The 13215-nt window shown below is 56.3% G+C and carries 10 protein-coding genes and 1 tRNA gene; all 11 read right to left on the bottom strand.

Annotation, left to right across the window (positions count from 1 at the left end; translation table 11 throughout):
- Nucleotides 1-22: 22 nt before the first annotated feature.
- The 11 genes from rpsG to ACV8MC_RS09535 all read right to left on the bottom strand — a co-directional run bounded on the left by rpsG (nucleotide 23) and on the right by ACV8MC_RS09535 (nucleotide 13166).
- On the bottom strand, nucleotides 23-496 hold the full coding sequence (gene rpsG, locus ACV8MC_RS09585) for a 30S ribosomal protein S7 (RefSeq protein ID WP_016772941.1): 474 nt from the start codon (nucleotides 494-496) through the stop codon (nucleotides 23-25).
- Between the two features lie 107 nt (nucleotides 497-603).
- A complete protein-coding gene (rpsL, locus tag ACV8MC_RS09580) occupies nucleotides 604-975 on the bottom strand; it encodes a 30S ribosomal protein S12 (protein WP_003186084.1) in 372 nt (123 codons plus the stop codon).
- Nucleotides 976-1191: 216 nt separating this feature from the next.
- Nucleotides 1192-5391, bottom strand: coding sequence for a DNA-directed RNA polymerase subunit beta' (rpoC, locus tag ACV8MC_RS09575; RefSeq protein WP_016772940.1), 4200 nt, complete (start codon nucleotides 5389-5391; stop codon nucleotides 1192-1194).
- A 64-nt stretch (nucleotides 5392-5455) separates the two neighbouring features.
- The gene (rpoB, locus tag ACV8MC_RS09570) at nucleotides 5456-9529 is read right to left on the bottom strand and encodes a DNA-directed RNA polymerase subunit beta (RefSeq protein ID WP_016772939.1); all 4074 of its coding nucleotides are present in this window, start codon (nucleotides 9527-9529) and stop codon (nucleotides 5456-5458) included.
- A gap of 221 nt (nucleotides 9530-9750) precedes the next feature.
- Nucleotides 9751-10116: a 50S ribosomal protein L7/L12 gene (gene rplL / locus ACV8MC_RS09565; RefSeq protein WP_007962228.1), complete on the bottom strand. Its 366-nt coding sequence runs from the start codon at nucleotides 10114-10116 to the stop codon at nucleotides 9751-9753.
- Nucleotides 10117-10189: 73 nt separating this feature from the next.
- Nucleotides 10190-10690, bottom strand: coding sequence for a 50S ribosomal protein L10 (rplJ, locus tag ACV8MC_RS09560; protein ID WP_008081912.1), 501 nt, complete (start codon nucleotides 10688-10690; stop codon nucleotides 10190-10192).
- A gap of 198 nt (nucleotides 10691-10888) precedes the next feature.
- Complete coding sequence (rplA, locus tag ACV8MC_RS09555; RefSeq protein ID WP_024014523.1) at nucleotides 10889-11584, bottom strand: 50S ribosomal protein L1; 696 nt, start codon at nucleotides 11582-11584, stop codon at nucleotides 10889-10891.
- The gene (rplK, locus tag ACV8MC_RS09550; protein WP_003176435.1) at nucleotides 11584-12015 is read right to left on the bottom strand and encodes a 50S ribosomal protein L11; all 432 of its coding nucleotides are present in this window, start codon (nucleotides 12013-12015) and stop codon (nucleotides 11584-11586) included. Before rplK ends, rplA begins: the two co-directional genes overlap by 1 nt.
- 118 nt (nucleotides 12016-12133) lie before the next feature.
- Nucleotides 12134-12667, bottom strand: coding sequence for a transcription termination/antitermination protein NusG (gene nusG / locus ACV8MC_RS09545; protein WP_007957598.1), 534 nt, complete (start codon nucleotides 12665-12667; stop codon nucleotides 12134-12136).
- A 9-nt stretch (nucleotides 12668-12676) separates the two neighbouring features.
- Complete coding sequence (gene secE, locus ACV8MC_RS09540) at nucleotides 12677-13045, bottom strand: preprotein translocase subunit SecE (RefSeq protein WP_016772937.1); 369 nt, start codon at nucleotides 13043-13045, stop codon at nucleotides 12677-12679.
- 45 nt (nucleotides 13046-13090) lie between these two features.
- Nucleotides 13091-13166, bottom strand: a tRNA-Trp gene (locus ACV8MC_RS09535).
- Nucleotides 13167-13215: the final 49 nt, after the last annotated feature.

Below are 13215 nucleotides of genomic sequence, written 5' to 3'. Positions count from 1 at the left end.
CGCAAAATTAGTGAAGCTAAAATTAGAAGCGGTAGTGCGAGAAAGCTTTGTTAGCTTCGGCCATACGGTGCACGTCTTCACGCTTCTTAACAGCAGCACCTTTACCTTCAGCAGCATCCAGCAGTTCGCCAGCCAAACGCAGAGCCATAGACTTCTCGCCGCGCTTACGGGCGAAGTCTACCAACCAGCGCATTGCCAGAGCGTTACGACGGGAAGGACGAACCTCGACCGGAACCTGGTAAGTAGCACCACCAACGCGGCGCGACTTCACTTCGACCAGCGGAGCGATGGCGTCGAGTGCTTTTTCGAAGAGTTCCAGGGGATCGGTGCCAGCCTTACGGGCCGCAACGGTTTCCAGGGCACCATAAACGATACGCTCGGCAACGGCTTTCTTGCCGCTTTCCATAACGTGGTTCATGAATTTGGCGAGGATCTGGCTTCCGTATTTCGGATCGTCCAGAATCTCACGCTTTGCTGCTACGCGACGTCTTGGCATGATAAGCCCTCAAGCGGTCTTCAGGTTAGCTCGGGACAGATCCAGAGGATGCGTGCCCGACCTTACTCTTATCGACTCAATAAAATAAAAATCTGCAAAACGGCCGATTACTTCGGACGCTTGGTACCGTACTTCGAACGACCCTGGTTACGGCCTTTAACGCCGGAAGTATCCAAGGAGCCGCGAACGGTGTGGTAACGAACACCTGGCAAGTCTTTTACACGACCGCCGCGGATCAGTACCACGCTGTGCTCTTGCAGGTTGTGGCCTTCACCACCGATGTACGAGGAAACCTCGAAACCGTTGGTCAGACGCACACGGCATACTTTACGCAGTGCCGAGTTAGGTTTTTTCGGCGTGGTGGTGTACACACGGGTGCACACGCCACGACGTTGCGGGCAGTTCTGCAGCGCAGGTACGTCGGATTTCTCGACGATACGCTTACGCGGCTGACGTACCAGCTGGTTGATAGTTGCCATCTACTAGCTCCACTGTTGTCTTGCGACGCTATTGTCTTGCAAGAAAAGCAAAATGGCAGGAACGAATTCCCGCCAAATTTAGGGGATCAAGAGTCTAAAGAGGATCTTGATTCCAGTCAAGGCAAGGCCCCGACCTCCCCGCCCATCGAACCTTGACTTGATGTCTCGATTCGACGAACGGAGCGATCAGGGCCTCACTCTCGTTTATCGCAGAACTCAGTTACCGCTCGAGTTCAGCGCTTCGGTCAGTGCAGCTTCCACTTCACTGGCGCTTACGCGCAACGGCTTGTCGGCATCACGGCGACGCTTGCGCTCGCTGTGATAGGCAAGACCGGTACCGGCCGGGATCAGACGACCCACGACTACGTTTTCTTTCAGGCCGCGCAGGTAATCGCGCTTGCCGGTGACTGCCGCTTCGGTCAGTACGCGAGTGGTTTCCTGGAAGGAAGCCGCCGAGATGAACGATTCGGTGGACAACGACGCCTTGGTGATACCCAGCAGAACGCGAGTGAACTTGGAGACAAACTTGTCTTCCGCGCTCAGACGTTCGTTCTCGACCAGAACGTGAGTCAGTTCCATCTGGTCGCCCTTGATGAAGCTGGAATCGCCGGACTCGGAGATCTCAACTTTACGCAGCATCTGACGCAGGATGGTCTCGATGTGCTTGTCGTTGATCTTCACGCCTTGCAGACGATAAACGTCCTGGATCTCGTTGACGATGTACTTGGCCAGCGCGCTCACACCCAGCAGACGCAGGATGTCGTGCGGATCGCTTGGACCGTCGGAGATAACTTCGCCGCGGTTTACCTGTTCGCCTTCGAAGACGTTCAGGTGACGCCACTTCGGAATCAGCTCTTCGTACGGATCGCTACCGTCGTTCGGGGTAATGACCAGACGGCGCTTGCCCTTGGTCTCTTTACCGAACGCGATGGTGCCGCTGACTTCAGCCAGAATCGACGCTTCTTTCGGACGACGCGCTTCAAACAGGTCGGCAACACGCGGCAGACCACCGGTGATGTCACGGGTCTTCGAAGTTTCCTGCGGGATACGAGCGATAACATCACCGATCGCAATCTTCGCACCGTCAGCCACACCGACCAGGGCGTTGGCTGGCAGGAAGTACTGAGCGATTACGTCAGTGCCTGGCAGCAACAGATCCTTGCCGTTGTCGTCGACCATCTTCACTGCAGGACGAATTTCTTTGCCCGCTGCAGGACGATCTTTCGCGTCGAGTACTTCAATGTTGGTCATACCGGTCAATTCGTCAGTCTGACGCTTGATCGTGATGCCTTCTTCCATGCCCACGTAGGTCACGGTACCTTTCATTTCGGTAACGATCGGGTGAGTGTGCGGATCCCACTTGGCCACGATTGCGCCAGCGTCGACCTTGTCACCTTCTTTAACCGAAATCACAGCACCGTACGGCAGCTTGTAACGCTCGCGCTCACGACCGAAATCGTCAGCGATTGCCAGCTCACCGGAACGGGACACAGCAACCAGGTGACCATCCACTCGCTCAACGTGCTTCAGGTTGTGCAGACGGACGGTACCGCCATTCTTCACCTGAACGCTGTCGGCTGCGGAAGTACGGCTTGCCGCACCACCGATGTGGAACGTACGCATGGTCAGCTGGGTACCCGGCTCACCGATGGACTGGGCAGCGATAACGCCGACCGCTTCACCGATGTTCACCTGGTGACCACGAGCCAGATCACGGCCGTAGCACTTGGCGCAGATGCCATAGCGGGTTTCGCAGCTGATCGGCGAACGCACGATCACTTCGTCGATGCTGTTCAGCTCGATGAATTCGACCCACTTCTCGTCTACCAGAGTACCGGCAGGAACGATGACGTCCTCGGTGCCTGGCTTGAATACGTCACGGGCAATGACACGACCCAATACGCGCTCACCCAACGGCTCTACAACGTCACCGCCTTCAATGTGCGGAGTCATCAGCAGACCGTGTTCGGTGCCGCAATCGATCTCGGTTACAACCAGATCCTGCGCCACGTCTACCAGACGACGAGTCAGGTAACCGGAGTTCGCAGTTTTCAACGCGGTATCCGCCAGACCTTTACGAGCACCGTGAGTCGAGATGAAGTACTGAAGTACGCTCAAACCTTCACGGAAGTTCGCAGTAATCGGCGTTTCAATGATGGAACCGTCCGGCTTGGCCATCAGACCACGCATACCGGCCAGCTGACGAATCTGTGCTGCGGAACCCCGCGCACCCGAGTCGGCCATCATGTACATCGAGTTGAAAGACTCTTGGTCGACTTCGTCGCCGTGACGGTCGATGACTTTCTCTTTCGAGAGGTTGGCCATCATCGCCTTGGAAACTTCGTCGTTCGCTTTCGACCAGAGGTCGATCACTTTGTTGTACTTCTCGCCCTGGGTTACCAGGCCGGAGGCGTACTGGCTCTCGATCTCTTTCACTTCGTCGGTGGCTGCACCGATGATGCGGGCTTTTTCATCCGGGATAACGAAGTCGTTAACACCGATCGAAACGCCGGAGATGGTCGAGTAAGCGAAACCGGTGTACATCAACTGGTCAGCGAAGATCACGGTCTCTTTCAGACCAACCACACGGTAGCACTGGTTGATCAGCTTGGAGATCGCCTTTTTCTTCATCGGCAGGTTGACGACGTCGAACGACAGACCTTTTGGCACAACCTGGAACAGCAGCGCACGGCCGACAGTGGTGTCGACGATACGGGTACCGCTCACGCTGTTGCCGTCACGGTCGTTGACGGTTTCGTTGATACGAACCTTGACCTTGGCGTGCAGTGCAGCTTCGCCGGCACGGAACACACGGTCGACTTCCTGCAGATCCGCGAACACACGACCTTCGCCCTTGGCGTTGATCGCTTCACGAGTCATGTAGTACAGACCCAATACAACGTCCTGCGACGGAACGATGATTGGCTCACCGTTGGCTGGCGACAGAATGTTGTTGGTCGACATCATCAACGCACGCGCTTCGAGCTGGGCTTCCAGTGTCAGCGGTACGTGCACGGCCATTTGGTCGCCGTCGAAGTCGGCGTTGTACGCGGCGCAGACCAGCGGGTGCAGCTGGATAGCCTTACCTTCGATCAGTACCGGTTCAAACGCCTGGATACCCAGACGGTGAAGGGTCGGTGCACGGTTGAGAAGAACCGGGTGTTCGCGAATCACTTCAGCGAGAACGTCCCAAACCTCTGGCAGTTCGCGCTCGACCATTTTCTTGGCCGCTTTGATGGTGGTCGCCAGACCACGCATTTCCAGCTTGCCAAAAATGAACGGCTTGAACAGCTCGAGAGCCATCTTCTTCGGCAGACCGCACTGGTGCAGACGCAGGGTCGGGCCTACGGTAATTACCGAACGACCGGAGTAGTCAACACGCTTACCGAGCAAGTTCTGACGGAAACGACCCTGCTTACCCTTGATCATGTCAGCCAGGGATTTCAGAGGACGCTTGTTGGAACCGGTGATAGCGCGACCACGACGACCGTTGTCGAGCAATGCATCGACCGCTTCCTGCAACATGCGCTTTTCGTTGCGCACGATGATGTCCGGAGCCGACAGATCCAGCAGGCGCTTCAAACGGTTGTTACGGTTGATCACTCGACGATACAGATCGTTGAGGTCGGAGGTCGCGAAACGACCGCCATCCAGCGGGACCAGTGGACGCAGATCTGGCGGCAGAACCGGCAGAACGGTCAGCACCATCCACTCTGGCAGGTTGCCGGAACCCTGGAAGGCTTCCATCAACTTCAGACGCTTGGACAGCTTCTTGATCTTGGTTTCCGAGTTGGTTTGCGGAATCTCTTCGCGCAGACGGCCAATCTCGTGCTCCAGGTCGATAGCGTGCAGCAGTTCACGGACAGCTTCGGCACCCATGCGGGCGTCGAAATCGTCTCCGAACTCTTCAAGCGCTTCGAAGTACTGTTCGTCGTTCAGCAGCTGACCTTTTTCAAGGGTGGTCATGCCTGGATCGATAACGACATAGCTCTCGAAGTAGAGAACGCGCTCGATATCACGCAGGGTCATGTCCATCAGCAGGCCGATACGGGACGGCAGCGACTTCAGGAACCAGATGTGGGCAACCGGCGAAGCCAGCTCGATGTGCGCCATGCGCTCACGACGAACCTTGGCCAGTGCAACTTCAACGCCGCACTTCTCGCAGATCACACCACGGTGCTTCAAGCGCTTGTACTTACCGCACAGGCACTCGTAATCCTTTACCGGGCCAAAGATCTTGGCGCAGAACAGGCCGTCACGCTCAGGTTTGAACGTACGGTAGTTGATGGTTTCCGGCTTTTTAACTTCACCGAACGACCACGAACGGATCATCTCCGGCGAGGCCAATCCGATACGGATGGCGTCGAACTCTTCGACTTGACCCTGGTTTTTCAGCAAATTCAGTAGGTCTTTCAAGGCCTTTCCTCCTGGCGGAGCAGAGAGCGGGCAATCCTGCCCCGCTCTCGATTCGCGTCACGTGTTATTCGGTTTCCAGATCGATATCGATGCCGAGGGAACGAATTTCCTTGATCAACACGTTGAAGGACTCGGGCATGCCCGGCTCCATACGGTGATCGCCATCCACGATGTTCTTGTACATCTTGGTACGGCCGTTCACATCGTCCGACTTCACTGTGAGCATTTCTTGCAGAGTGTAAGCAGCACCGTATGCTTCCAGTGCCCAGACCTCCATCTCCCCGAAACGCTGACCACCGAACTGCGCCTTACCACCCAGCGGCTGCTGGGTAACCAGGCTGTAAGAACCGGTAGAACGCGCGTGCATCTTGTCGTCTACCAAGTGGTTCAGCTTCAGCATGTACATGTAGCCAACGGTAACTGGACGCTCGAACTTGTTGCCGGTACGGCCGTCGGTCAGCTGCATCTGGCCGCTTTCCGGCAGGTCTGCCAGTTTCAGCATGGCCTTGATTTCGCTTTCCTTGGCGCCGTCGAACACTGGAGTGGCCATTGGAACGCCGCCACGCAGGTTGTTCGCCAGATCGAGGATTTCCTGATCGGAGAAGCTGTCCAGATCTTCGTTACGACCGCCGATCTGGTTGTAGATCTCGTCCAGGAAAGTGCGCAGTTCAGCGACTTTACGCTGCTCTTCGACCATCCGGTTGATCTTCTCGCCCAGACCTTTGGCCGCGAGGCCCAGGTGGGTTTCGAGAATCTGACCAACGTTCATACGCGAAGGTACGCCCAGCGGGTTGAGGACCACGTCGACCGGGGTGCCATTGGCATCGTGCGGCATGTCTTCAACCGGCATGATCACGGAGACCACACCCTTGTTACCGTGACGACCGGCCATCTTGTCGCCCGGCTGGATGCGGCGACGGATTGCCAGGTAAACCTTGACGATTTTCAGCACGCCTGGAGCCAGGTCATCGCCCTGCTGCAGTTTGCGCTTCTTGTCTTCGAACTTGTCGTCCAGCAGACGGCGACGATCAACGATGTAGGCCTGAGCCTTCTCGAGCTGCTCGTTCAGCGCATCTTCAGCCATGCGCAGTTTGAACCACTGGCCGTGCTCAAGACCGTCGAGTACTTCGTCGGTGATGTCCTGACCTTTCTTCAGGCCGGCGCCGCCTTCGGCCTTGTGGCCTACCAGTGCGGAACGCAGACGTTCGAAAGTCGCGCCTTCAACGATGCGGAACTCTTCGTTCAGATCCTTGCGGATCTCGTCCAGCTGGGACTTCTCGATCGACAGTGCACGAGCATCACGCTCAACGCCGTCGCGGGTGAAGACCTGTACGTCGATGACAGTACCTTTGGTGCCGGTTGGCACGCGCAGGGAGGTGTCTTTAACGTCGCTGGCTTTTTCACCGAAGATTGCACGCAGCAGTTTTTCTTCCGGAGTCAGCTGGGTCTCGCCTTTCGGAGTGACCTTACCCACCAGGATGTCGCCTGCGCCTACTTCAGCACCTACGTAAACGATACCGGCTTCGTCCAGCTTGTTCAGTGCAGCTTCACCCACGTTCGGGATGTCCGCAGTGATTTCCTCTGGGCCAAGCTTGGTGTCACGGGCCACACAGGTCAGTTCCTGAATGTGGATCGTGGTGAAACGGTCTTCCTGAACCACACGCTCAGACAGGCAGATGGAGTCTTCGAAGTTGAAGCCGTTCCATGCCATGAACGCGATGCGCATGTTCTGACCCAGTGCCAGCTCACCCATGTCGGTGGACGGGCCGTCGGCCATGATGTCGCTACGCTGAACCCGATCACCTTTACGTACCAGCGGACGCTGGTTGATGCAGGTGTTCTGGTTCGAGCGGGTGTATTTGGTCAGGTTGTAGATGTCGACACCGGCTTCACCGGTTTCAACTTCGTCATCGGCAACACGAACCACGATACGGCTGGCGTCGACGGAGTCGATCACGCCACCACGACGAGCCACGACGCAAACGCCGGAGTCACGGGCTACGTTACGCTCCATGCCGGTACCTACCAGCGGCTTGTCAGCGCGCAGAGTCGGTACAGCCTGACGCTGCATGTTCGAACCCATCAACGCACGGTTGGCGTCGTCGTGCTCGAGGAACGGAATCAGCGACGCTGCAACCGACACAACCTGCTTCGGCGAAACGTCCATCAGGGTGACGTCTTCCGGCGCCTTGACGGTGAATTCGTTCAGGTGACGTACGGCAACCAGTTCGTCGATCAGGACTTTCTGCTCGTTCATGGTCGCCGAAGCCTGCGCGATCACGTGATCGGCTTCTTCAATAGCGGACAGGAACACGATCTCGTCGGTGACCACACCCTCTTTCACCACGCGGTACGGGCTTTCCAGGAAGCCGTACTGGTTGGTGCGAGCGTACGCAGCCAGGGAGTTGATCAGGCCGATGTTCGGACCTTCCGGCGTTTCAATCGGGCAGACACGACCGTAGTGAGTCGGGTGTACGTCACGGACTTCGAAGCCTGCGCGCTCACGAGTCAGACCGCCAGGGCCGAGTGCAGAGACACGACGCTTGTGGGTGATCTCGGACAGCGGGTTGTTCTGGTCCATGAACTGCGACAGCTGGCTGGAACCGAAGAACTCTTTCACCGCCGCAGCCACTGGCTTGGCGTTGATGAGGTCTTGCGGCATCAGGCCTTCGCTTTCAGCCATCGACAGACGCTCTTTGACCGCACGCTCAACACGTACCAGGCCAACGCGGAACTGGTTCTCGGCCATTTCGCCTACGCAGCGAACACGACGGTTACCCAAGTGGTCGATGTCATCGACGATGCCTTTACCGTTACGGATGTCGACCAGAGTCTTCAGTACCGCGACGATGTCTTCCTTGCACAGCACGCCCGAACCTTCGATCTCGGTACGACCGATACGACGGTTGAACTTCATCCGGCCGACCGCAGACAGGTCATAACGCTCAGGACTGAAGAACAGGTTGTTGAACAGGGTCTCGGCAGCGTCTTTGGTTGGCGGCTCGCCTGGACGCATCATGCGATAGATCTCGACCAGCGCTTCCAGTTGGTTGCTGGTGGAGTCGATCTTCAGCGTGTCGGAGACGAACGGACCGCAGTCGATGTCGTTGGTGTACAGGGTCTCGATGCGAACGACCTGGGCCTTGGCGATCTTTGCCAGGACTTCAGTGTTCAGCTCGGTGTTGCATTCGGCCAGGATTTCGCCGGTAGCCGGGTGCACGATAGCCTTGGCGGTGGTGCGGCCGAGGACGTAGTCCAGTGGCACGTCCAGCGTCTTGATACCGGCCTTCTCGATCTGGTTGATGTGGCGCGCGGTAATACGGCGGCCTTGCTCAACGATGACCTTGCCCTTCTCGTCCTGGATGTCCAGAACCGCAACTTCACCACGCAGGCGCGATGGCACCAGTTCCAGGCTGAGGGTTTCGCCGCTCAGGTGGAATACGTTGGTGGTGTAGAACGCGTCCAGCACTTCTTCGGTGGTGTAACCGAGTGCGCGCAGCAGTACCGAGGCCGGCAGCTTGCGACGACGGTCGATACGCACGAAGACGCAGTCTTTCGGGTCGAATTCGAAGTCCAGCCACGAACCGCGGTAAGGAATGATGCGAGCCGAGTAAAGCAGTTTGCCGGAGCTGTGCGTCTTGCCGCGGTCGTGGTCGAAGAACACGCCCGGGGAACGGTGCAGCTGGGAAACGATAACACGCTCGGTACCGTTGATTACGAAGGTACCGTTCTCAGTCATCAGGGGAATTTCACCCATGTAGACTTCTTGCTCTTTGATGTCCTTGATCGCTTTGTTCGACGATTCTTTGTCGAAAATGATCAGGCGCACTTTTACCCGCAAAGGTACGGCGAAAGTTACACCGCGCAATACGCATTCTTTGACATCAAATGCCGGTTCGCCCAGGCGATAACCGACGTACTCCAGCGCAGCATTGCCGGAGTAGCTGATGATCGGGAAAACGGATTTGAAGGCCGCATGCAGGCCCACGTCGCGGAACTGATCTTTAGTCGCTCCCGCTTGCAAGAATTCACGATACGAATCCAGCTGGATGGCCAGGAGGTAAGGCACATCCATGACGTCCGGCAACTTGCTAAAGTCCTTGCGGATACGTTTTTTCTCAGTATATGAGTAAGCCATCAGCGTTCCCCAGCTTGGTCACCTGCTTGTTTGGCCCCTCCCGACGGGAGCAGCCAGAAAATCGTGCAAACCCCATGGTTTGCGCCACCGCATCGGGTGGTTACAGCGCCTTTATCAGCACCGACCCAGTCGGCTGCCAATAACGGAAAAAGGCCGGTGGCAAGAGCCACCAGCCATCAGCCTGTCGCTTGACGCTCGGGCTGGAGGAGCAAAGTCGATGCTTACTTCAGCTCGACTTTAGCGCCTGCTTCTTCCAGCTTCTTCTTGGCGTCTTCAGCCGCTTCTTTCGAAACGCCTTCAGCTACAACCTGAGGAGCGCCGTCTACTTTCTCTTTGGCTTCTTTCAGGCCCAGACCAGTCAGTTCACGAACTGCCTTGATCACGTTAACCTTCTTCTCGCCAGCTTCCAGCAGAACAACGTTGAACTCGGTTTGCTCTTCAACAGCAGCAGCAGCTACAGCTGGGCCAGCCGAAGCGGCAGCAGCGGTAACACCGAAGGTTTCTTCCATCGCTTTGATCAGCTCAACGATTTCCACTACGGATTTCTGGCCGATTGCTTCGATGATTTGTTCGTTAGTCAGAGACATGACTCAATTCCTGAATTGGGGGACGGCCTACGCGACCATCGAAATAAACAAAAAACGCGAAAAGTGACGAGCCTTAGGCTGCGGCAGCTTCTTTCTGGTCGCGAATTGCCGCCAGAGTACGAGCCAATTTGCTGGTTGCGCCTTGAATCACGCTCATCAGCTGAGAAATTGCTTCGTCACGGGTCGGCAGAGTTGCCAGTACGTCGATCTGATTAGCTGCGAGGAACTTGCCCTCGAACGCAGCTGCCTTGATCTCGAACTTGTCCTGACCCTTGGCAAACTCTTTGAAGATACGGGCAGCAGCGCCCGGATGTTCGTTCGAGAATGCAATCAGGGTCGGGCCGGTGAACACGTCGTTGAGGACACTGTATTGAGTGTCAGCAACAGCGCGCTTGAGCAGGGTGTTACGTACAACACGTACGTAAACGCCAGCTTCACGAGCCTCTTTACGGAGTCCGGTCATTGCGCCTACTGTTACGCCACGTGCATCAACCACGACAGCGGACAGAGCGACTTTGGCAGCCTCGTTGACTTCAGCGACGATGGCCTTCTTGTCTTCGAGATTAATTGCCACGGGTTTAACTCCTGCTTGTTACCGTTTCATTCGATCGGAACCGAATGTCGTTTTGGTGTCTGATTCGGTAAGGAACCGGGAGCACCATCTGCGTAGGCTTGAGGTTTAAGGCTTGCGCCGCCTACGGTCTTGGATAGCCCCCGCCAGGCAGGGACCCCAATCTTTCAATTGGCGCGACAATCCGCGCCAACCTTTGTCTTACGCGTCGAGCGAGCTCTGGTCGATAACCAGACCTGGGCCCATAGTGGTGCTCAGGGTAACGCGCTTGACGTAAATACCTTTCGAGGAAGCTGGCTTGATACGCTTCAGATCAGCGATCAGGGCTTCAACGTTTTCCTTCAGCTTGACGGCGTCGAAGCCGATCTTGCCAACGGAAGTGTGGATGATGCCGTTTTTGTCGGTGCGATAACGAACCTGACCAGCCTTGGCGTTCTTGACCGCGTTGGCTACGTCTGGAGTTACGGTGCCGACTTTAGGGTTAGGCATCAGGCCACGTGGACCGAGGATCTGACCCAACTGACCTACAACGCGCATGGCATCCGGGGATGCGATCACTACGTCATAGTTCAGGTCGCCGCCTTTCATTTCGGCAGCCAGGTCGTCCATACCTACACGATCAGCGCCGGCAGCCAGAGCGGCCTCAGCAGCTGGACCCTGGGTGAACACAGCAACGCGAACGGTCTTGCCAGTGCCGTGTGGCAGCACAGTAGCGCTACGAACAACCTGGTCGGATTTACGCGGGTCTACACCCAGGTTTACAGCAACGTCGAACGACTCGCTGAACTTGACAGTCGACAGCTCGGCCAGCAGAGCAGCGGCGTCTACAATGTTGTAGGCCTTGCCTGCTTCGATTTTGCCGGCGATAGCCTTTTGACGCTTGGTCAGCTTAGCCATTACACACCCTCCACGTTAAGGCCCATGCTACGAGCAGAACCGGCGATAGTACGCACGGCTGCATCCATATCAGCTGCAGTCAGATCCGCGTTTTTGGTTTTCGCGATTTCTTCCAGCTGAGCACGGGTAACGGTGCCAACCTTAACGGTGTTCGGACGAGCGGAACCGCTGGTCAGACCGGCCGCCTTCTTCAGCAGAACCGAAGCAGGGGTGGATTTGGTTTCGAAAGTGAAGCTACGGTCGCTGTAGACAGTGATGATCACTGGAGTCGGCAGACCTGGCTCAAGACCCTGGGTACGGGCGTTAAAAGCCTTGCAGAATTCCATGATGTTCACGCCGTGCTGACCCAGAGCAGGACCAACCGGTGGACTTGGGTTAGCCTGAGCGGCCTTCACTTGCAGCTTGATGTAAGCGGTAATCTTCTTGGCCATGAGGCACTCCAATTACGGGTTCGAACGCCTCGAAAGGCTCCCCGGTTACTTGCGCGTTTATCCCAGTGACGACAAAACCCCACAGCCTAAGGCTGCGGGGTTGGGATTGCTTGTCCAGTTAGACCTTCTCGACCTGACTGAACTCGAGCTCCACCGGAGTAGAGCGACCGAAAATGAGCACTGCCACTTGGATCCGGCTCTTTTCGTAGTTAACTTCTTCCACAACGCCGTTGAAATCAGCGAATGGACCGTCATTGACACGTACCGTCTCGCCCGGCTCGAACAAAGTCTTCGGCTTCGGCTTGTCGCTACCATCAGCAACGCGACGCAGAATCGCTTCTGCCTCTTTATCTGTAATTGGCGCAGGCTTGTCAGCGGTACCGCCGATAAAACCCATCACCCGAGGAGTATCCTTGACCAAGTGCCAAGTACCCTCGTTCATATCCATCTGGACCAGCACATAGCCTGGAAAGAACTTCCGTTCGCTTTTGCGCTTCTGGCCGTTACGCATCTCAACCACTTCTTCAGTGGGAACCAGAATCTCGCCGAAGCCATCTTCCATGCCAGCCAGCTTTACGCGCTCGATCAGCGAGCGCATCACATGCTTCTCGTAACCCGAGTAAGCATGCACAACATACCAACGCTTAGCCACGGGACACCCTTAGCCGACAATCAAGGAAACAAGCCAGCCGAGCAGGGAATCAAGACCCCACAACAGCAACGCCATAACCAGAACAACAGCCACGACAATCAGCGTGGTCTGCGTGGTTTCTTGGCGAGTTGGCCACACGACTTTACGAATCTCGGTGCGAGCTTCCTTAACCAGTACAAAGAAAGACTTGCCCTTCGCGGTCTGCAAGCCTACAAAGGCAGCTACAGCAGCAATGGCAAGCAAAGCGAGTACACGGTACAGGATCGGCGAAGCAGCGTAATACTGATTGCCAACAACGCCAACAACTACCAAAGCGACTACTACAAGCCACTTGAGCAGATCGAAGCGAGAGCCTTGAGCTTCAGCTTTAGGAGTCATCTATGAAGATCCTGTGAAAAGAAAGCCAGACACACCGAGTGAATCTGGCAGGTCAGGAGGGAATCGAACCCCCAACCTACGGTTTTGGAGACCGTCGCTCTGCCAATTGAGCTACTGACCTAAAACAAAATCAGGCCGACCATTATGCCGGCCCGAAAAATACATTACAA

The organism is Pseudomonas sp. PK-RTE-24 (genome assembly GCF_054052265.1).
Note: the sequence above shows the minus strand (reverse complement) of the source record. Positions and strands in the feature narration are given on the sequence as shown.

What these genes read in the sequence shown, in the direction of transcription:
- rpsG (WP_016772941.1), bottom strand. Translation starts at nt 496, where the DNA reads ATGCCAAGACGTCGCGTAGCAGCAAAGCGTGAGATTCTGGACGATCCG.
- rpsL (WP_003186084.1), bottom strand. Translation starts at nt 975, where the DNA reads ATGGCAACTATCAACCAGCTGGTACGTCAGCCGCGTAAGCGTATCGTC.
- rpoB (WP_016772939.1), bottom strand. Translation starts at nt 9,529, where the DNA reads ATGGCTTACTCATATACTGAGAAAAAACGTATCCGCAAGGACTTTAGC.
- rplL (WP_007962228.1), bottom strand. Translation starts at nt 10,116, where the DNA reads ATGTCTCTGACTAACGAACAAATCATCGAAGCAATCGGCCAGAAATCC.
- rplA (WP_024014523.1), bottom strand. Translation starts at nt 11,584, where the DNA reads ATGGCTAAGCTGACCAAGCGTCAAAAGGCTATCGCCGGCAAAATCGAA.
- rplK (WP_003176435.1), bottom strand. Translation starts at nt 12,015, where the DNA reads ATGGCCAAGAAGATTACCGCTTACATCAAGCTGCAAGTGAAGGCCGCT.
- secE (WP_016772937.1), bottom strand. Translation starts at nt 13,045, where the DNA reads ATGACTCCTAAAGCTGAAGCTCAAGGCTCTCGCTTCGATCTGCTCAAG.